The 20,946-nt window shown below is 38.0% G+C and carries 19 protein-coding genes; 14 read left to right on the forward strand and 5 right to left on the reverse strand.

Annotated elements, in window-relative coordinates:
* The first annotated feature begins 47 nt into the window (after positions 1-47).
* Entirely contained in the window at positions 48-530 is a 483-nt protein-coding gene (accB, locus tag MKY30_RS13965) for an acetyl-CoA carboxylase biotin carboxyl carrier protein (RefSeq protein ID WP_341084348.1), read from the forward strand.
* A gap of 13 nt (positions 531-543) precedes the next feature.
* Entirely contained in the window at positions 544-1,932 is a 1,389-nt protein-coding gene (gene accC / locus MKY30_RS13970) for an acetyl-CoA carboxylase biotin carboxylase subunit (protein WP_156987325.1), read from the forward strand.
* Positions 1,933-1,998: 66 nt separating this feature from the next.
* Here the strand turns inward: accC and MKY30_RS13975 are convergent, their stop codons facing one another.
* The 3 genes from MKY30_RS13975 to MKY30_RS13985 all read right to left on the reverse strand — a co-directional run bounded on the left by MKY30_RS13975 (position 1,999) and on the right by MKY30_RS13985 (position 4,834).
* Entirely contained in the window at positions 1,999-2,559 is a 561-nt protein-coding gene (locus MKY30_RS13975) for a biotin transporter BioY (protein ID WP_147209817.1), read from the reverse strand.
* Positions 2,560-2,743: 184 nt separating this feature from the next.
* Positions 2,744-3,388, reverse strand: coding sequence for an alpha/beta hydrolase (locus MKY30_RS13980; protein WP_341084352.1), 645 nt, complete (start codon positions 3,386-3,388; stop codon positions 2,744-2,746).
* Between the two features lie 93 nt (positions 3,389-3,481).
* Positions 3,482-4,834: an MFS transporter gene (locus MKY30_RS13985; protein WP_156987321.1), complete on the reverse strand. Its 1,353-nt coding sequence runs from the start codon at positions 4,832-4,834 to the stop codon at positions 3,482-3,484.
* 288 nt (positions 4,835-5,122) lie between these two features.
* On the opposite strand from MKY30_RS13985, the gene MKY30_RS13990 reads away from it, so the two are divergent.
* From MKY30_RS13990 to MKY30_RS14020, 7 genes are all read left to right on the forward strand, one after another.
* The gene (locus MKY30_RS13990; RefSeq protein ID WP_156987319.1) at positions 5,123-5,824 is read left to right on the forward strand and encodes a winged helix-turn-helix domain-containing protein; all 702 of its coding nucleotides are present in this window, start codon (positions 5,123-5,125) and stop codon (positions 5,822-5,824) included.
* Positions 5,811-6,812: a sensor histidine kinase gene (locus MKY30_RS13995; RefSeq protein WP_341084356.1), complete on the forward strand. Its 1,002-nt coding sequence runs from the start codon at positions 5,811-5,813 to the stop codon at positions 6,810-6,812. The genes MKY30_RS13990 and MKY30_RS13995 overlap by 14 nt, the downstream gene beginning before the upstream one ends.
* Positions 6,813-6,976: 164 nt before the next feature.
* A complete protein-coding gene (locus MKY30_RS14000) occupies positions 6,977-7,660 on the forward strand; it encodes an ABC transporter ATP-binding protein (RefSeq protein ID WP_147209809.1) in 684 nt (227 codons plus the stop codon).
* Positions 7,657-10,248, forward strand: a complete 2,592-nt coding sequence (locus MKY30_RS14005) for an ABC transporter permease (protein WP_341084358.1) — start codon at positions 7,657-7,659, stop codon at positions 10,246-10,248. The genes MKY30_RS14000 and MKY30_RS14005 overlap by 4 nt, the downstream gene beginning before the upstream one ends.
* Positions 10,249-10,675: 427 nt before the next feature.
* Positions 10,676-12,148: an ABC transporter permease gene (locus MKY30_RS14010; RefSeq protein WP_147209807.1), complete on the forward strand. Its 1,473-nt coding sequence runs from the start codon at positions 10,676-10,678 to the stop codon at positions 12,146-12,148.
* A 175-nt stretch (positions 12,149-12,323) separates the two neighbouring features.
* Positions 12,324-12,995 carry an ABC transporter ATP-binding protein gene (locus MKY30_RS14015; protein ID WP_198048714.1) on the forward strand — a complete coding sequence of 224 codons (672 nt, stop codon included), beginning with the start codon at positions 12,324-12,326 and terminating at the stop codon, positions 12,993-12,995.
* Positions 12,988-14,556, forward strand: coding sequence for a PASTA domain-containing protein (locus tag MKY30_RS14020; RefSeq protein ID WP_339285371.1), 1,569 nt, complete (start codon positions 12,988-12,990; stop codon positions 14,554-14,556). The genes MKY30_RS14015 and MKY30_RS14020 overlap by 8 nt, the downstream gene beginning before the upstream one ends.
* Before the next feature lie 174 nt (positions 14,557-14,730).
* Here the strand turns inward: MKY30_RS14020 and MKY30_RS14025 are convergent, their stop codons facing one another.
* Positions 14,731-15,093: a YxeA family protein gene (locus MKY30_RS14025; protein WP_339285373.1), complete on the reverse strand. Its 363-nt coding sequence runs from the start codon at positions 15,091-15,093 to the stop codon at positions 14,731-14,733.
* A 189-nt stretch (positions 15,094-15,282) separates the two neighbouring features.
* Between MKY30_RS14025 and MKY30_RS14030 the strand changes: the two genes are divergently transcribed.
* The 5 genes from MKY30_RS14030 to MKY30_RS14050 all read left to right on the forward strand — a co-directional run bounded on the left by MKY30_RS14030 (position 15,283) and on the right by MKY30_RS14050 (position 20,227).
* Complete coding sequence (locus tag MKY30_RS14030; RefSeq protein ID WP_156987306.1) at positions 15,283-15,981, forward strand: response regulator; 699 nt, start codon at positions 15,283-15,285, stop codon at positions 15,979-15,981.
* A 24-nt stretch (positions 15,982-16,005) separates the two neighbouring features.
* Entirely contained in the window at positions 16,006-16,443 is a 438-nt protein-coding gene (locus tag MKY30_RS14035; RefSeq protein ID WP_156987304.1) for a GNAT family N-acetyltransferase, read from the forward strand.
* 57 nt (positions 16,444-16,500) lie between these two features.
* Entirely contained in the window at positions 16,501-17,502 is a 1,002-nt protein-coding gene (locus MKY30_RS14040) for a sensor histidine kinase (protein WP_341084362.1), read from the forward strand.
* 87 nt (positions 17,503-17,589) lie between these two features.
* The gene (locus MKY30_RS14045) at positions 17,590-18,354 is read left to right on the forward strand and encodes an ABC transporter ATP-binding protein (protein ID WP_147209800.1); all 765 of its coding nucleotides are present in this window, start codon (positions 17,590-17,592) and stop codon (positions 18,352-18,354) included.
* Positions 18,329-20,227: an ABC transporter permease gene (locus tag MKY30_RS14050; protein ID WP_341084364.1), complete on the forward strand. Its 1,899-nt coding sequence runs from the start codon at positions 18,329-18,331 to the stop codon at positions 20,225-20,227. The genes MKY30_RS14045 and MKY30_RS14050 overlap by 26 nt, the downstream gene beginning before the upstream one ends.
* A gap of 69 nt (positions 20,228-20,296) precedes the next feature.
* On the opposite strand, the gene MKY30_RS14055 is transcribed toward MKY30_RS14050, so the two are convergent.
* Positions 20,297-20,938: an alpha/beta fold hydrolase gene (locus MKY30_RS14055; RefSeq protein ID WP_341084366.1), complete on the reverse strand. Its 642-nt coding sequence runs from the start codon at positions 20,936-20,938 to the stop codon at positions 20,297-20,299.
* Positions 20,939-20,946: the final 8 nt, after the last annotated feature.

Genomic DNA, 20,946 nt, shown 5'->3' on the forward strand with positions numbered 1-20,946 from the left:
AAAGAGATATTTTATTGTAAACTGGATGATAAGGAAGTGAAGAAAAAATGCTGAAAATACAAGAAATAAGTGAACTTATTAAGTCAATAGACCAGTCCTCCATCAGTGAATTTACCTTTCAAGCAAATGGAACGACGATATCCATGAAAAAAAATAGCAACACCACCAACACAGAACTGCAGAATCAAGCAGTAGCAGTGCATGAGCATGCATCAGTAAAAGAAGAGCAGGAGCGGACTGCATCAGACGCATCAGCGAAAATAGAAGATGTTAAAGATACAGCTGACTATGATTATGAAATCCTATCTCCTATTGTAGGAACACTTTATATGTCACCATCACCAGACAGTGATCCTTATGTTTCTGAAGGCAGTGAGGTAAAAAAGTATATAGTGGTCTGTATTGTGGAAGCAATGAAGCTATTTAATGAGGTAGAAGCAGAAGTTACAGGGGAAATAATAGAAATATTAGCTGAAGATGGTGAAATGGTTGAATATGGTCAGCCATTATTTAGAGTAAAGGTAAAGTGAGGGGATGGAGCAAGTGATACAAAAACTGTTAATTGCTAACAGGGGAGAAATAGCTGTACGAATAATTCGTGCGTGTAAGGAGATAGGAATTGAGACTGTCGCAGTTTATTCCAAAGCGGATGAAGACGCATTGCATGTTCAACTGGCGGATGAAGCATATTGCATCGGACCGGCATCGAGTAAAGACAGTTATCTTAATTTCACGAACATCATGAGTGCAGCAGCACTTTCAAAGGTTCAGGCAATCCATCCGGGCTACGGGTTTTTGGCTGAGAATGCTGATTTTGCGGAGATTTGCAGGGAGTGTAATCTTATATTTATTGGCCCCTCGCCGGAGGCTATTCAAAAAATGGGAATAAAAGATGTTGCCAAAGAGACGATGAAGGAAGCTGGAGTTCCTATAGTGCCAGGCTCAGATGGAATTATAGAAAGTGAAGAAGAAGCAAAGGAAATAGCTGAAAAAATTGGTTATCCAGTTATCATAAAAGCAACTGCCGGTGGCGGAGGAAAAGGTATTCGGATTGTGAGGACAGCTGATGAACTGGTTAAAGGTATCCGCATTACGCAAAAAGAGGCTGAAACAGCATTTGGAAATCCCGGGGTGTATCTTGAAAAATATATTGAGGATTTCCGGCATATAGAGATTCAGATATTAGCGGATAACTATGGCAGTGTTGTTCATTTGGGAGAAAGAGATTGCACCATCCAAAGAAGACTTCAAAAGCTGATTGAAGAATCCCCTTCACCTGCAATCACTCCGGATATACGGAAGAAGATGGGAGAGGTTTCTGTTCAGGCTGCAAAGGCAGTAGACTATACAGGTGCCGGAACAATTGAATATATTTTTGATAGAAAAAGTAAAGCATTTTACTTCATGGAAATGAATACAAGGATTCAGGTAGAGCATCCAGTTACAGAAATGGTAACCGGTGTAGATTTAATCAAAGAACAAATTAAAATCGCAAACAATGAAGAAATTTCCTTCGAGCAGGATGATATTAAATTTGAGGGCTGGTCAATCGAGTGCAGAATCAATGCAGAGCATCCCTTTAAAAATTTTATGCCTTCAGCAGGTGAAATAGAAATGTACCTGGCTCCAGGAGGGTTAGGTGTAAGAGTTGATTCAGCTGTGTATTCCGGCTATCTGATACCACCTTATTATGATTCTATGATTGCTAAATTAATTACATATGGGTCCAGTCGTGAAGAGGCAATTCATCGTATGAGACGGGCGCTGGATGAATTTTTAATTGATGGGGTCCATCATACAATCCCATTTCATCGTCTAATTATGGAGCATGATGTTTTTATAGCAGGTGATTATAATACGGACTTTTTGGAGGAGCATCCGATACCTGGAAAAAAACAGCAAATGGATGATTCGGCCAGAATAGTTAAATGATAGCGAAGCAGCTTGAATCTAATTCAGGCTGCTTCTTCTACACGCTGATCTGTCAGATTAACCAACCTAATACGTATTTCGCTTTTTACTGTCAATCAACGGATACACCCGATTTAATTTTATAATAACAGCACTTGCTATAAGAGCTTTTAAAAGATCCCCCGGCAAAAACACCAAGGCTGAAATGGCAGTCGGCCCCCAAGGAAGATTAGATAAAATAGATAAATAGGTAACGCCAATAATATTAATGACGATGACTCCGCCAAGGGTTGTGATCAATACGAGCTTCCAATAGGTCAGGCTGCGGATACTTTTTTCTGTTAGATAACCAATAAGCCATGCTGCAATCGGATATGATAGAATATATCCTCCTGTTGGTCCAATAAGCACACCTAAGCCGCCGCGTCCGCCAGTTAATAATGGTGCACCAACCGCAACGAGAAAAACGAAAAGTAATATACTGAGTCCGCCCCGCTTTGCTCCTAATATACCGCCAGCAAGCATGATGCCAAGTGTCTGTGCTACGATTGGTACAGGAATAAAGGGAACTGGAATAGGAGGGAAAATAGCTAAAACTCCCATAATTGCTGCGAATAGTGACATAAACATCATATCTTTTAACTTCAATGTACTTCCCTCTTTCTTTATGTAATATTAATAGAATAAGTGAATGAATACTTGTTTGTCAACCTATATTATTTTAGGGTGACAAATTAAGTTTATTTTGGTGAAGCATCGTTACATTAACCAAAGAAAGAGTTCAAATCATATGCGATTTGAACTCGTGAAATTACCTTTCTCATTTATTTTGCTACTTACAGCAAATAGTTTCTTGAAGTTTTTCTATTATCTTTGATAATGCTGCGATGGAGTGATTCGCATCAAAGGTATCAACATCTAAAGAATGATTTGCATTTGGAACAACGTCAAGCTTAAAGTTTGTTTTCATTAACTGGCTAATCTGTATCGAATTATAGTGATGGTCTTTGTCGCCGATAACGAGAAGACCTTGATGCTGACTATTCAAGATGGAATCAAAAATCGCATCAAATTTTAGCAGAGGAGTAAGCAGTATCATTTTTGATGTTAAGGATTCCTCATTCTTCATTATGTTGTTAGCAATTGGAATGGTTCCAAGTGATTTACCTAAAAAGATTGTTTCTGTATACTGATTATTTTTTAGGACATCAGAAATAACAGGTCGAATATCTTCCATCATTATTTCTGTTATTTCTATAAGCGGCTTTTTTAATAAATCATTTCCATAGGCGTAGTGAACATGAATAATATCAATATTATTTTGCAGCATTGCCATGGTGGCATAGTAAAATAAAGGCTTATCATAATTATAACCTGACCCGGAAAACATAAAACAAATAGCGTTGGAGCCTGTTTCAATATGTGTATAATACATCATATTATTTCTGGTTTGAATTTCTTTTTTAGTTGCTTTCATAAAGCATTTCTTCCTATTACTTATAAGAACATCATATGGCCCATTAAAAATCAATGTTCAGGAATCCCCTATGTTTGTCACATAAGCAAGAAATCAGTTGCTTCTTACCTTCATTTTACCAGGCAACTTTAACGCCAAAGCAAGTACAATGACACAGAAAACAAAACAAATAATCGCGACCAGATGTAAATGCTGATCATCTAAATGACGGTTAAATGTCAGCCCAAGTAAACTGGAAGATAAAATCGAACCTAAATACCTGCTAGTCTGAAATAGACCGGATGCTGAACCTGTTTCTTCCGGTTTTACATGTTCATAAAGTGCTGTTTGCATAGAAATATTATTGAAGCCGTTACTCATTCCAAGCACGGCCATAATGACGAGCAGCCATAACAATGGAGATGTTTCATGATATGTTAACAGGAGACCTGTACCAACTAAGAGCAGTGCTGCTCCTATAACCATTGGCAACTTGGAGCCATATTTATCAATGATACGGCCCGCAAGTGGAGAAACAATTACACCGAAGCCTGCCAGTGCTAACATAATCAAGCCGGTGTGCTGTTCACTATAGTTACGAACCTGCTGCAGAAATGTAGGAAATCCAAAAAAGTAGCAATAATAAATCAGGTTAATACTCATAAATTGCACATAAATCAATGAAACGGTATGATTTTTCGTTAATCCTTTCATATCAATAAAAGGCTCCGCCTGTTTTATTTCATATAGATAAAATACGGTTCCTGCAGCTATAAACATGAATAATGCCCACCAACGAACATTTTGATCCAGTGACAGCAAAAATAGTATGATACCCACGATTGCTGTGATAAATAGGCCTATTCCAATAAAATCCATTCGTTTTATCTCAAATTTTCCTTGCCCTGTATTTGGCAAAACAAATAAAGCCAATACAAAGGACAATATAATAAATGGGAAGTTAATAAGAAAAATGGAATGCCAATCCCATGATGCAATCAGAAAACCGCCAATGGAGGGTCCAAACGCTGCTGAGGTTGAAGCAAAAACTGATAATACAGCCAGTGCTTTACCTTGTCCTTTTGTAATGTGCGTCCTGACCATGCTCATCCCGCTGGGAAATAATGTTGAACTGCCAATTGCCTGCAGTGCACGACAGGCTAAAAGTGAAAGGAAATTCGGCGAAAACGGCGCCAGCACAGAAGCCGCAGCTACGAGAATTAATCCTGCTATAAATAATTTTTTCGGACCAAACATATCACTTAATTTTCCCATTACAGGCTGGCCGGCCGCACTTGCCAGATAGAATATAGAAATAAGCCAGCTGGCATCGGCAAATGTTAATGTGAATTCATGCTGCATTCTTGTTAATGCCACTGAAATCATTGAAGAATTCAATGGGTTAAGTAATGTTCCCAGCCCGATTGTTAAAATGAACAGCCAGGGCTTTTGTATTTTTTCAGTCATTCAAATCACCTAAAATAGTATGTAGTCAAATCTAAATAATATCTCTATCATAGGCGAATTTAGAAAAAATAAAAAGTTATTTGTTTATTAAAGCAAACAAGAGCAACACTTTGCTGGAAACAGGATAGATTCTTTTAAATGGAGAATAAGCCAATAATAATTTCCTGAAAATTTTAGAAGAAAAAGTGAAAAAGGCATTTTTATTCTATAAATTTTTGTAATTCATTTGTATAATGACTGATAGATATCAGTTAACAAGCAGTAAACTGAGAAATAGGGGGGACAGCTATGAAATTACTCATTGTAGAGGATGATAAAACGATTGCTTCCGGCTTGGAGTATTCCTTAAATCAAGAGGGATACGAGGTTTTTGTGTGCCATCAGGTGCAAGAAGCGGAGAAAATAATCAATACAGATATAAACAGCATTTCCTTATGCTTATTTGATTTATCACTGCCTGATGGAAGCGGCTATGATTTATGCCGGCTTGTAAAAGAAAATGCAGATGTCCCGGTTATTTTTCTCACAGTTATCGATGATGAGGTAAATGTAGTGATGGGATTGGATATGGGGGCAGATGATTATATTACGAAGCCATTTCGTATCCGTGAGTTAAGCTCACGGATTAAAACCGTGCTCAGACGTTATCAAAAGAATGGTACAAAGGAAAAAGATTCTATCCAAATTGATTCGTTAGTAGTATTACCGTTAGAGGGAAAAGTATATAAGGCGGATGCTGAACTTGCTCTAACAGCACTGGAATATCGGCTGTTAATGATTTTTATCAACCATCGCGGACAGATTCTTTCACGGGAGCAGCTTTTAGAAATGATATGGGATGTGGCTGGCGAATTTGTTAACGATAATACACTTACAGTCTATATTAAACGGCTCCGAAAGAAAATAGAGGATAATCCGCAAAGACCGGCGTTAATAGAAACAGTCAGAGGGCTGGGATACAGGATGGCGGCAGAAGATGTTAAGAAATAAAGAAATAAGTGTCTTTCTCACTTCAACTATATTGATTCTGGGAATCGGTATTCTATCAGGTTTTATGCATTCACCAGTAACTGCTTTATTTATTGCTATTGTCGGCGGCAGCCTGGCCATTTGCTATATCGTATGGATGGTTTGGCGTTACCGGCAAATCATTCAACTGTCTAGTTATTTACGAAAAATCATGGCAGGAGATACGACACTGGATGTCCGCGATAACAGAGAGGGCGACCTGAGTATATTAAAAAATGAAATCTATAAAATGACAAGGATGTTATCTGAACAGCAGGAAGGATTGCAGAAGGATAAAGAAAAGCTGACGGATGCGATTTCAGATATTTCCCATCAGATAAAAACACCGCTCACCTCGATGACGGTGATGGCTGATTTATTAAGCGAGCCGAATTTGGATACGAAAAAACGGCAGGAATTTACATACCATATCCGTAAGCAATTGGAGCGGATGGAGTGGCTTGTTTCTTCCTTATTAAAGCTTTCCAAAATGGATGCCGGGACTGTTTTATTCAGTAAGGAAAAAGTGGAAGTGCCCCAGCTGGTAAAAGAAGCTGCTGCACCAATGGAAATACCTCTTGAATTGAAAGAAATAAAGCTGAAGATAGAAGGAGCTCAGAAAACTACCTTTATGGGTGATAAAAACTGGACGAAAGAAGCTTGTATTAATATTTTAAAGAATGCAATTGAACACACACCAAATGGTGGAGAAATTACTATTTCTTATGAAGAGAATGCTATTTTTACAGAAATCAGAATCAGGGACAATGGGCCGGGAATTGAAAAACATGAGCTCTCACATATATTCAAACGTTTTTATAAGGGAAGTCATGCAGCAGAGGGAAGTGTTGGTATTGGACTTGCTATGGCTTATTCAATTGTTACTAACCAGAAGGGAGATATTGAAGTCCTTAGCAAGCCGGGGGAAGGAACCGTCTTTATTTTGAAATTTTATAAGCGGGTCGTCTAAAAGAAGGTTCAAAAAACTCGCAATTGATAAGCGAACGAGATTTAGCAGCTTTTGGAACACGTGTTTTAAAATAAAGTGACAATATTGTCACTATCATTGTCACTGTTCCGTCATTTTAGACAATTAAAGTAGTAGTTAATAGAAAGTAACAAGGAGGAAACGGAATGGAATTAATGCGGATTGAAAATTTGTCTAAGGTGTACGGGAAAGGTGACACAGCAGTAAAGGCATTGGATAATGTATCTTTTTCTGTGGAACAGGGGGAGTTTGTAGCGATTATTGGACCTTCTGGTTCAGGGAAATCAACCCTGCTTCATTTGCTGGGAGGAGTTGATAAGCCAACAAGTGGAAAGGTGTTTATCGAAAAGACTGATATTTATGGATTAAATGAAACGCAGCTGGCTATCTTTCGGAGGAGGCAAATAGGGTTGATTTATCAATTCTACAATCTCCTGCCGATTTTAACAGTAGAAGAAAATATTAATCTGCCGATGTTATTAGATGCACATAAAGTAAATCAAAAGCATTTCAAGGAAATTGTGGACATACTTGGACTGCAAAAGCGTCTGGATTATTTGCCGAATCAATTATCCGGCGGACAGCAGCAGCGGGTTTCCATTGGTCGAGCGCTGATCAGCAATCCATCTATTATTCTTGCTGATGAACCTACAGGAAATCTGGACAGCAAAAACAGTAAGGAAATCATTGATTTGTTAAAGCTGTTTAATAAAACATACAATCAGACATTGGTGGTTATTACACACGATGACCGGATTGCTTTACAAGCGGACCGTGTCATTCAGGTAGAGGACGGAGCGATTGCCAAGGACGAGGTGATTCGTCCATGAATATTGTCAACAAAGTAACCCTGAGACATCTTAAGCAGAATAAACGCAGGACGCTCGTTACAATTTTTGGCGTTATTATTTCTGTAGCGATGATTACAGCTGTTGCGTCTTTAGGAGTCTCTTTTATCGATATGCAGCAGCGGGATGCCATCTCCTATAACGGTGATTGGCATTATGCTGTGGAGGATGTGGATAAAGAGCAAATAAAAGCCATTCAGGCAGATGATAATACAGATGCTATAGGGCTTGTAGAGGAATTGGGATTTGCTCCTTTAAACGACCAATTGACGAAAAGATACCTCTATGTCCGTGCGATGGATGAAACAGCAATGGAGCAAATGCAAGTGAAGCTTAAAGAGGGAAAGCTTCCAACAAATGAGAATGAGGTTGCTATTTCTGAGGAATTAAAGGGAGAAGATTTCCCCTATCAGATCGGAGATACGATTGAGCTGGACATTGGTGAGAGGTATGCGTTGAATGAGGAGGAAAATCGACCATTAGTTCAGGATGAATCCATCTATGAAGGTGAAGATGGCATTGAGGAGGAGTTACGCAATCAGGAAAAACAGGACTTTAAAATTGTCGGTGAAATAGAAACACCTCTTTGGGATAATCCTTGGTCGGCAGGGTATACTGTACTGTCGTATACAGATGGATTATCCTCGTCAGAGATTGATGGTGCATATGTTAATGTAAAGAAATTACGTCATTCACTATTTGATGATTTAGAGAAATTACGGGAAGATTTAGATATTAACGCTGAAAATATGGGAACAAATACGCCGTTATTAGATACATATTTAATCTCCGTAAATAGCGGTATGGTAGCGGCGTTATCGGGACTGCTTACGGTAATCATTGTGATTATTATGGTTGGATCGATTGTGTTAATTTATAATGCCTTTGCCATATCTGTATCTGAACGTTCCCGATATTTAGGAATGCTCTCCAGTGTCGGGGCAACGAAAAGGCAAAAACGGAACTCCGTGTTATTTGAAGGGCTGGTTATTGGCCTGATTAGTATCCCTGTTGGAATTGGGGCAGGACTATTAGGAATTGGCGTTACATTGCATTTTATTAGTGAAATGCTGTTAAGCGCAGGCTTTAATTCAGAAATTCGTCTCGTTGTAACTCCCGCTATATTTATTATAGCTGTTGCAGTATCCTTACTTACCATTATGATTTCTGCATGGATACCTGCTGTCCGGGCATCTAAAATTACTGCGATAGATGCAATCCGTCAGGCGAAGGATGTTAAGCTTACCAAGAAGAAAATCAAAACAAATCGTTTTGTCCAGAAGCTGTTTGGCTATGAAGCAGAGATTGCCTTAAAGAATTTAAAAAGAAATAAAAAGCGCTACCATGTTACTGTATTTTCTTTAATGATTAGTATTATCTTATTTTTATCGGTCGGTTTTTTCACAAATACGCTGACCAAGTCCTATGAATTACAGTCGGATGAACAGAATTATGATATTTCTATTCGAGAATACTACTCTAATGATAATAATTTGGCTGATATATACCCTGCAATAGAAACGATGGAGGATGTAGAGGAAAGCATCATGTATCAGAATATGAGATTCTCTGCCGTTATACCTGAAGAGATTGCAGGAGATACGTTAGAAGGCCTGGATGATGACTTAATTGAGATGTATGAAGAAGGAACGGGCTATACTTTAGAACTAATAGGTCTCTCATCAGAAGACTGGGGTGATTATCTTCGTGAAAATAATATTCCAGCAGCATCTGATGAGCAGCAGCCGGCTGTTTTAGTTAACACCGTAAATTATATGGACCATAATAATAAATATGTGGAAACAGAGATGTTGAATGTTCATGAAGGTGATAAACTGCCTTTTCGTCAGGAATACTATATTGAGGAAAAGGATGACTGGGAACTTTCGGATTCTGAAGAGCTTGAGCTGATAGGTCTTACAGATAATTTTCCAATGGGAAATTTTTATACTTCACCCAATACATTGTCTGTCATTGTTAATGAACAAACGTTTAATGAACTGACGGAAAATTTGCCTGATAGTTATGATAGAAGCTGGGAAGTATATGTAACTTCAGATGATCCTTACGGGGTAGAGGAAGCTATTGAAGAGCTTGAACCTGGAAGCAGCTTGGAAATAAGTAATATATATGCCTTTCAACAGCAGGATAAACAAATCACTTTAGCCTTATCCGTCTTTATTTATGGATTTATTACGCTAATCACTTTAATTTCCATTGCTAATATTTTTAACACCGTTTCAACCAGTGTAGCACTAAGAAAAAGAGAATTTGCGACAATGAAATCCATTGGTATGACGCCAAAGGCTTTTCGTAAAATGATTCGGTTTGAAAGTCTGTTTTATGGAATCAAGTCGTTAATCTACGGACTGCCAATCAGTTTTGTGGTGATGTACTGGATTCATTTACAAACAAGGAGTGCTTTTGAATATCGTTTTCAAATACCTTGGGTTTATATCGGAATTGTCATTCTGGCGGTCTTTATCATTGTCGGAGCTGCCATGCTTTATTCGACCTCTAAATTGAAGAAGGATAATATTGTTGAGACGTTGAGGCAGGAGAATATTTAAATGAATAAGGAGCTATCTTAGATGGGATGATCTGGGGTAGCTCACTGATGACTTGGCTATTTGCACATAAGATATTAGAAAAAACGCTTTTGAGATTGGATAATGCATAAAATGTCTAAAGAGAAAAGAACTGTATTTATTAAATAACCAGAACTTTGTGGTGGAATAGATACAGTTTTTTATGCATTTATTAAAGAAAAGAAAAATTTGGATAATTTTCTAGATTACTATTGTATTTCTATTATATTACGAATATAATACATTTAAATGTGTGTCTTAATGTATTAATACAGTATGACAAAAATGGATAATTAGAATGAGGTGAGCGGCTCCATTAGAGAGAGAATTTGGATAGTTACATTGAAAAACATGTAATATTTATCCTTTAAAAGAAGTCGTTGTCATTATTTAGTTGAGGGGGTCAGTAATGAATTTTATCAAGCGCGGGTTTTTAGGGATTACAAGAAAAAAAGGAAAGTCTTTAATTTTATTAGCAGTTATTTTTATTTTAGGCAATTTAATATCCGGTGCTATTTCCATTCAGCAGGCAACTGGAAATGTGGAGTCCACTATTAAAGAGAGACTTGGAACTGCAGCAACAATTGATATTGATTATGATGAATGGGACGCAATGTCTGAATCAGAGCTGGAATCATTAGAGATGGAAGAAATCAGTGTAGATTTAATTAAACAAATTGGTGAGCTTTCTTATGTGAAATATTATGATTACAGTATGTCTACCTGGTTGGGATCAGAGAGTGTAGAGAGCTACCATGATGAAGAATCGGATGTCGACTATATAGTTGAAGGTCCAAGTACGGATTTCAGACTGAAGGGGATTAACTACGCCCCGGTAATTGATTTTGAAGAGGGAAAAGCGGAGTTAGCAGATGGCCGTGTATTTACAGATGATGAGATTGAAAAAGGTACCTCTGTGGCAATTATTTCTCAAAAACTGGCAGATGAAAATAATTTGAATGTAGGAGATACCTTCACTTTAGCGAATGATGTATATACGTATGACGAAGAAACTGGCGAGGATGATATCGTTAACTCCCGTGATGTTGTATTGGAGATAATTGGATTATTTGAACCTTCGGAAGCGAAGAAAGAAACGGATGAAAATTCAGATAGTGGCATGATGATTCTTACGGATGATATGGATTATCACAATACAGTATATGTTCCTAATGAAATTGTAATTGATGAAACGCAATTTAACTGGGAAGAGTATCTGAAGGCCGATGAAGAACTTGCTGAGATGATGGAAGGGGAAGACGAATCATTTGAATACTACGAACCTATCTATTATTTGAATAATCCGGAAGACATTGAAGCATTTACAGAAGAAGTAAAACCATTACTGCCTGAGCTTTATTCAGTAATCAGTGCAAGTGACCAGTACGACAATATTGCCGGACCGATAGAATCGATGTCGAAATTAGCGAAATATGTTTTAATTGTTGCGGTAATTGCAACTGTGTTGATTACTGGTTTAGTAGTTTTACTGTTTTTACGGGACCGCAAACGTGAATTGGGCATTTACTTATCTCTGGGAGAGAAAAGAAGCCGGGTTGTCGGACAGATTTTAATTGAAGTGATGGTCGTTGCCGTCATTGGTATTACCTTATCGCTATTCAGCGGAAACCTTCTCGCACAGCAGGTATCCGATACAATGATGAAAGCCGATGATAACCAAGATGAGTACTTTGAAGAATATTACTACGAAGGTATTAATACGGATTTGACAGCAGAAGATGTTATGGATTCCTATGAAGTAACGCTTAATTCAAGTTATGTTCTGGGCTTCTATGGTGTTGGTCTGGTAACAATCTTAATTTCAACAATTATTCCGCTTATATATATTGTAAGGCTGAATCCAAAGAAAATACTGATGTAATAGAGGTTGTTCAAAAAGTTCAATAAAAATGACACATCGAATTTCTGCGTTAGCTTGCTTTTCCGTTGCTCATGTATTAAAAGCATACATTCCGCTACTCAAAGCTACGCTGCCTTGAACTTCTCGGTCCTTTTTACCGCCCTTTTTGAACACATATTTGTAGAGAGGTGAAATGATGATATTAGAAGCGAAGGATTTAAATTATTATTATCAGGATGGCGAACAGCGCCGTTATATATTAAAGGATACATCAATCTCTTTTGAAAAGGGAAAGTTTTATACGATTTTGGGGCAGTCCGGATCTGGAAAAACCACCTTGCTATCATTGCTCAGTGCCTTGGATTCACCGCATAGCGGAGAGGTATTATTTAACGGAGATGATATTAAGAAAATTGGGTACGAAAAGTATCGCCGCAATAATGTCGGAATTATTTTCCAAAGCTATAATCTGATTCCGACTTTCACAGCTGTTGAAAATGTACTGGTTCCGATGTCTATTACAGAAAATGAAATTCCGGAAGATACAAAAACAGTTGCCTATAACTTACTGGATTACATCGGTATTGTGAAAAACAAAGCTGATCGCCTTGTGAACAGACTTTCCGGGGGAGAACAGCAGCGTGTGGCTATTGCTCGCGCTCTGGCAACCAATGTAGAATTAATTCTTGCCGATGAGCCGACAGGAAATCTTGATGAAGAGATGGAGCAGGAAATCATTGAAATCTTTAAGAAATTGGCACATGAACATGGGAAATGTGTCATTGTGGTAACTCACTCCAATGAAATTGCCCTGCAGTCTGACCAGGCTTTCCGTTTGAGGAAGGGTGTACTGACTTCTTATGAGTGATTTTTTATCAAAATTTAATAAAGACAAATATGATGATTTGGTGAACGAAAAAGAAGACAAGGAAATAAATAATAAGGAAGAAAAGAAAGCTGAGAAGCAGGAAGAAAAGGAACCACAGCAGAAGCAGGAGGAACAAGCTTCTGCTGTGGAAAAGGAAGAAGCCGTACATAAGCGTGAGACCACGCCGGTTTCTGAACCTGTCTCCTCCAGAAGCAGCCGCCGGCAGGATGCAGAAGAGGAAGTGGAGATTGATTTGGATTACCGAAGGAAGAAAAAACTGCGGATGTGGCTGATTATTGCAGGGTCTGTTTTAGCTTGTCTATTGATTTTCTTCATTTATTATATGCTTGTTCATGTAAAGGTTGAAAATTTTGTAGACCAGCCAGTTTCGGAAGTCCGTGCCTGGGCCGGCGAGAATGATGTCGAGGTTGAATTAGAGCAGGAGTACAGTATGGAATATGATGCGAATCAGGTTATTTCGCAAAGCGTAGCTGAAGGTGACAGAATTAGAAAAGGGAAAGCATTGAAATTAACCAGCAGTTTAGGTGCAGACCCGGAAGAGATTATTCCGCTTGCTGATTTTTCAGAAATGACCCAGGAGGAAGCACAGACCTGGATTGATGAAAATAAGGCAGAAAATCTGCAGATGGTGACAGAATATAGTGATGATATAGAAGCTGGAGACTTTATCAAATTTTCCATCAAGGATAGCAATATTGCAGAATCAGAATATAAGCGCAAAGATAGTGCAGCTGTTTATTATTCAAAAGGGGAAGAGGTTTTTGAGAAGAATATTACCATCCCTGATTTTACTGGAGTTGCTAAAGAAGAAGTGGAAAAATGGGCAGAAAAGAATGAAGTCGAGATGACCTATGAAGAGGCTGATTCTGACAGTGTTGAAGAAGGAAATATTATCAGTCAAAGTGAAGCCGCAGACGAAAAAATTGCGAAGAGAGATAAGATGGAAGTTGTTGTATCTGCAGGTAAAGCTGTAATCGTTCCAAGCTTTTCTGGATTAACTGCAGAAGAGGCAGCCATGAATTATCCGGATTTAAATGTGACGGTGAAGCATGCTTTTCACGCTGATGTTGCCTATGGATCGCTTATTTCACAATCTGTTGAACCGGATACGAAGCTGACGAACAAAGATGATAAGAGTGTTACCGTTACGTATTCGCAGGGCAGACCATATTTACATGATTTCCGCGGCCAATCAGAAGGTGATTTGCCAAAATTGTTCTATGAGCAATATAAATCAAAGGGTGCTGATATTAACTATATTGTGAAGTATGTTGATTCATCAGAACTAAAGGGAACAGTCGTTGATATGGGTGTATTTAATGAATTTGTACCGATGACTTATACAGTAGAGGTCAGAATTAGTAATAATGCTTCTGCACCGCCTAATCCGCCAGATTTTAGTGAAGGACCGGAAAATATCTATCCGGAGTCTGGTGCAGGTGAAGATGTGGGACAAGAAGAGCTTGATCCAGAGCCTGGAGCAGAAGAATCTCAAGATTTATTGGAAGATGGAGAAAATCTTGAAGTAGATGAGAAGTAAGAGAGAAGCAGTTATTGAGCTGAATTTTTCATAAAGCACATATGCAGATAAATGATATAATAGGAGTATTCCCTTAAGAGGGAGATACTCCTGTTTTTTTAGGATATTATCCGTAATTCCTAATTCAAAAATGGTTCTAGCTATTTTTATCTTCTTGACTATTACCTCTTGTTTTTAATTCAGTTGCAATAAAGGATTTTCTGGAATATCCTCTTCCAAAACTTCTATCCAGCCCTTTCCATAGCTGCCCGATGCATCCATACGTAGAAAAGCGTTCGGCCGCAGTTCTTTGTTCATCACTTTTGTAATTTGCTGTTCATCGCCTTCTTCGTTATAGCCTAAAAAGACATACTTATATTTCCCGTTCCACAGCTTTTCGTAATTATCTTCTGACGTTTCTACGTAATAGGTTTCTACAGGGTGCTGTAATAACCAGTCTGTCAATGGAATAATGCCGGCAGTGGTTTTTTGGATGGCTACTGCTGCAATTGTTAATATAATGAGGATCGCAATTAACCCCTTTACTCCTTTTTTCATAAAATAGCACTCCTTTTTCACGTTTTATTCTTAACTTTATTGTAAAGAAGGAGGCAGGCTATAAAAATCGTTTATTCTTACAGTTACCTTACATATTTGTAAGGTGAAAATGCTTCCTCTATTTTTGTGGTTCATTTCAAACTATGCAATAATTATTAAAAACAAAGTGTACATAAAAGGGGAATAAAGATGCAAACCATTATGATAGTAGAAGACGATCCGAAGATTTCGAGGCACTTACAGGATTATATCGAAAAATATGGCTATCAAGTATCTTTTGTTACGGATTTTGAGCGGATTATGGATGTTTTTCAAAAGGCCGAACCTGATTTAGTGCTTTTAGATATTAATTTACCAAGCTATGATGGCTTTTATTGGTGCAGACAAATCCGCAAAGAATCTACCTGCCCGGTGATTTTTATTTCAGCCCGGACAGGAGAAATGGATCAGGTAATGGCGCTCGAGAACGGAGGCGATGACTTTATAACGAAACCGTTCAGTGCAGAAATTGTGATGGCTAAAATACGAAGCCAGCTGCGCCGTGCTTATGGAGAATATGCGCAGGATGTCAAAGAACGCTTTTTGGAGGTAGAAGGCCTGAAGCTTTTACCTGAACGTTTGGAATTAACTTTTGCTGGAAAAGATACGTTTTTATCTAAAAAAGAAGCAGATATCATCGAAACGTTAATGAACCGTTATCCGCGTGTTGCCGGCAGGGAAGATTTGCTGGAAAAGCTGTGGGATGACCAGACCTATGTAGATGAAAATACGTTAAACGTTAATATAACAAGAGTACGGAAAAAGCTGCAGTCTGTCGGAATTGAGGACGGTGTTGAAACGATCAGAGGTGTTGGTTACCGCCTGAAAAGTATGCTTAATAAAGAATGATGTAATTAAAAAGGGAGTGTTAACATGCAATTTAAAACTGTTGAAGAATGCGATTTACTTACATGCAGTAAACTGTTTTTAAATGTTTTTAATGAGGAACCGTGGAATGATAAATGGACATTAGAAAAAGCGCAACAATACTTATCAGATTTTTATCAGACTCCAGGATTTTTAGGTGTGTCCGCAGTTGAAAATAACGAGATAGTCGGATTTATTTTCGGAGTACGGCGGGTATGGTGGAGCGGTGATGAGTTTTTTATTAATGAGATGTGTGTGAACACAAATCAGCAGAATAAAGGAATTGGGAAAGCGCTCATGGATTATTTGAAGGAAATAATAGGTTCAAATGAGGTTGCGACTATTTCTCTTTTAACCGACAGAGGAATACCTGCAGAAGAATTTTATAAAAGAAATGGATTTAAGGAAATTGAGAGGCTTGTATTTTTAAGCAGTGATGTATAAATAGAAAAAGATATTTATTACGATTAAAAATGTCTCATGGTTCAAAGGAGATTTGCAATGAAGCTATTTTTAAAGGAACATGCTCTGCTGATTGCTCTCAACATATTGCAATTTGCTTCCATTTTGATTATTTATTGGCTGGATGGTTATCGGAATCTGCTGCCGGCTTTATATGCGATTTTTATCGGCTTCTTTTTTCTTACCTGCTATCTTTTTTACCAATATTTCAGTCGGCGAACGTTTTATCAGCGTTTAAGCAGACCTTTAGAAACACTGGATGAATCACTTCAAAAGCACGATCAGCACCCGGTTTCGGATGCTTTGAATGAACTTTTACGGAGTCAATATAAACATTATAAGCAGCAAATAAATAAGATTGGAAAGGAAAGGGAGGAACATCTTAAACTGATGGATCATTGGGTGCATCAAATGAAAACACCTATCTCTGTGATTGAGCTTACTGCACAGAATCTGGACGAGCCGGATTCCTCCAGTATCAGAGAGGAAACTGAGCGGATGAAATCAGGTTTAAATACGATTCTTTATATGGCAAGGCTGCGGACAATTGAGCAGGATTTTCATATCAAGCCAATCTATCTGGAAGCATTGGTGCACGAGGTGAACGGAGAAAATAAAAGATTTTACATACGTAATAAAGTCTATCCTAAGGTGGAAGAAAGAACAGGAGGGGTGACTGTACAGACAGATGAAAAGTGGCTTTTCTTTATTTTAACCCAGCTTGTCTTAAATGCAGTAAAGTACTCAGCTGGAAAAAGCAATTCGATTCTTATCTCTATCTATGAAAGAGAAAAAGAAGCAATATTGGAAGTGCAGGATTTTGGAGTAGGGATTCCGGAAGAAGATAAGAAACGCATTTTTGATGCATTTTACACTGGAGAAAATGGCAGGAAATTCAGAGAATCTACCGGGATGGGGCTGTATTTGATAAAAGAGGCAGTGGAGTACCTTCATCATCGCATTGAATTTGAATCACAGGTTGGAGATGGGACAACATTTCGGGTTATTTTTTCAGAGACGCAAAACCTTACAACAATGTAAGGTAACTGAAAGGAATTTCGATAGTTTCTTCCTTGAGAACAGCGATATACTAAGGTTACATTAAATGATAAGGAAGGAAGTATTTTTATGCTGAAAGTAAGACAGGTCAGTAAAGTATATGAAGGAAAGGTTTCCTATCGTGCATTGTCAGATATTAATTTAATCGTAGAGGACAATGAATTTGTAGGGATTATGGGGCCTTCTGGAAGCGGTAAAACAACATTATTGAATATGATTGCTACGATTGATGAACCGACTACAGGTGAAATTTTAATAAATGGAAAGGATCCGCATCGTCTGAAAAAGGAAAAGCTGGCGCAATTCCGCAGACGGGAGTTAGGGTTTGTCTTTCAGGATTTTAATTTGCTTCATACCTTGACCGTGGAAGAAAATATGGTGCTGCCATTAACACTTGACGGTAAAAAGGTAAGTGAAATGAAGGAAAAAGCAAAGAACATCGCTGCAAAGCTGGGAATAACAGAAATAATGAATAAAAGAACGTATGAAATCTCTGGGGGACAAGCGCAGAGAGCAGCTGTTGCCAGGGCAATGATTCACACGCCGAAGCTGCTTTTAGCGGATGAGCCGACAGGAAATCTGGATTCAAAATCCTCCAAAGATGTGATGGAAATGCTGGAATCCATTAATGAAAAGGAAAAAACAACGATGCTTTTGGTAACACATGACCCACAGGCTGCGAGTTATTGTAATCGCGTTGTGTTTATCCGGGATGGGAAGTTTTATTCAGAAATTCACCGCGGAGATAACCGGCAGGCGTTTTTCCAGAAGATAATTGACACACTCTCATTAATGGGAGGGGATTCCAATGACTTTTCGTCAGTTCGCGTTTAATAATGTCATCCGGAATAAACGGCTGTATGCTGCTTATTTTTTGACCAGCCTTTTTACAGTAATGGTGTTTTTTACATTTTCTATATTTGCTTCTCACCCGCAGCTGACTGGGAATAATATGGATTCCTATGTCAGCTTTGGGATGAATGTGGCTGCAGGGATTATCTATGTATTCTCCTTTTTCTTTGTACTTTATTCGATGAGTTCTTTCTTACAATCACGGAAAAAAGAATTCGGATTATTGATGATGCAAGGGATGAGCATGAAGCAGATCCGCTCAATGGTATTCTTGGAGAATATGTTTATTGGCCTGCTGGCTACAATCGGCGGTATTGGGTTAGGACTGGTTTTTTCAAAAGGTATTTTATTGATTGCAGAAAATGTGCTTATTATTGATAATGAACTGCCTTTCTATTTTCCAACGCAGCCAATTCTGCTGACTTTTGGCTGTTTTATGGTGTTGTTTTTCCTGATTTCTTTATTTGTATCCTACGTTCTGAGGAGCCGGAAATTGATCGATTTAATCAAAGGCGATAAAAAGTCAAAAGGAGAGCCGAAAGCCAATCTATTTTTAACCATTTTGGCAGTTCTTTTACTTGGAACTGGATATGCGGTTGCTTTGACAGTAGATGGATTAAAGGTGATTGTCGCAATGGTACCGGTTATCCTTGTTGTCATTATTGGCACATATCTTCTGTTTACGCAATTAAGTGTATTTATTATCCGGCGATTAAAGAAGAATGAGAATGTTTTCTGGTATAAAACAAATATGATATTGCTGTCAGATCTTTCTTTTAGAATGAAGGATAATGCAAGATCTTTTTTCTTAGTAGCAATTATTTCTACCGTAGCTTTTAGTGCCATCGGTTCGTTGTATGGTTTTCAATCTTTCCTTACCGCTGGAATAAAACAGGCGCATCAAACTACTATTTCCTATCAAGACTATGATACTGGAAATGAGGAAGCAAATGTTTCATATATTGATGAAACGCTGCAGGAAGCAAATATTGACATGTATAAGGACCAAATAACGCTTCATTACTATGAAGTGTCTGATGAATCGCGAGTCTTTATTACAAAGGAATCCGATTATAACCGAATTGCCGATTTAAGTGATAATGAAACTCTCCAGATAGAAGATGGGTCTCCTGTTTTGGTAAGCCCAGAAATGATTTTGCTTAGCAGTGGCGGAGACAATTCAGGTACAGATGAAGCGGATATACTAAAAGATGCGGTGCTTGAATTGGATGAAAATAATACATTAGAGCCGGCACAGTTGGTATTATCCAATGTATTGCCTTCTATTACAAAGTACTATGTTGTTTCTGATCATGATTTTGAGAGCTTGCCCGAATCTGCGGCGGAGGAAAATTACTATGCTTGGCAGGAAGCAGAGGATAATGAGATTCCTTTACAGATAGCAGAAAAATTAGATGAGAAATTATCTACAGAAGGAATTAGCATAGGTCAGTATGAAGAATATGTAGTAAATAAAGCTTATGGTCCAATTCTTTTTGTCGGCTTATTTATTGGTATTGTCTTTTTCGTATCAGCAGGAAGCTTTCTTTATTTCCGGCTCTACTCCGATTTAGATGAAGATAAGAAAAAATTCCAGGCAATAACGAAAATGGGGCTGACAGATAAAGAATTAAAGAAGGTATTAAACAGACAAACAGCACTTCTTTTCTTTGCTCCAATAGCAGTTGCACTGGTTCATGGAGCAATAGCATTAACTTCGCTGTCCCATATGTTTTTCTACAGTCTGGTAAAGGAATCAGCTATGGTTCTGGGACTGTTCTTAATCATACAGATTGTGTATTTCTTTATTGTCCGTTTTTATTATATCAGGCAGGTTAAACAGGCGCTGCGATAATGGCGTTTGTATAAAAGGAAGGCTTCATAAAAGTGGTGAACTTGATAGACTCCACTTTATGAAGCCTTTTTAAAATGGGGATGATGCTGTCTGATTCCAAAAAATTTTAATTATTTCTGCCAGTCCTTCAGGATTATCTACATTTGCTTCATGCCCGGCCTGTTTAATAATTTCCAGCTTTGCACCATTGATTAGGCTGCTTAATTGTTCAGCTGCTTTTCTATTTGGTTTATCTTTTTCTCCACACAGAATAAGGGTTGGACAGGATATATCCGATAATTGCCGGCTGAAATCTAATTTCTTCATAGATGAGGTTAATTGAATCACATCCTTTTTAGGTAAGCCCATTTTTTGAAACATAGAATTGGGCAGTATTTGAAAAATACCATTTTGCACGGAGAGAAGAAACCGAGGCATTGTGTATTGTGCGGCAACTAAAATAAGAGAGTTCACTTTTTCTGGGCGGTCAATTGCGTAATTTAAGGAAAGAATTGCGCCTAAGGAAAGGCCGCAAAGCTGAACTGGTCCATTAAAACTTTCGCAATAATCGAAAAAATGATGATATAGATTATGATAGTCCACTTTGCTGCCTTCAAGTAATGAAAATAAGTCAGGTGAAACAACTTGTTGTGTATCCATATCTATGTACTCTATTGTTTTTTGCCAGCTGAAGGCATTTTGACCAAGACCGTGGACAAAGATATATGCCATTATTAAAT

The sequence above is a fragment of the Oceanobacillus sp. FSL W8-0428 genome, assembly GCF_038004405.1.
GTDB classification, from domain to species: Bacteria; Bacillota; Bacilli; order Bacillales; family Amphibacillaceae; genus Oceanobacillus; species Oceanobacillus sojae.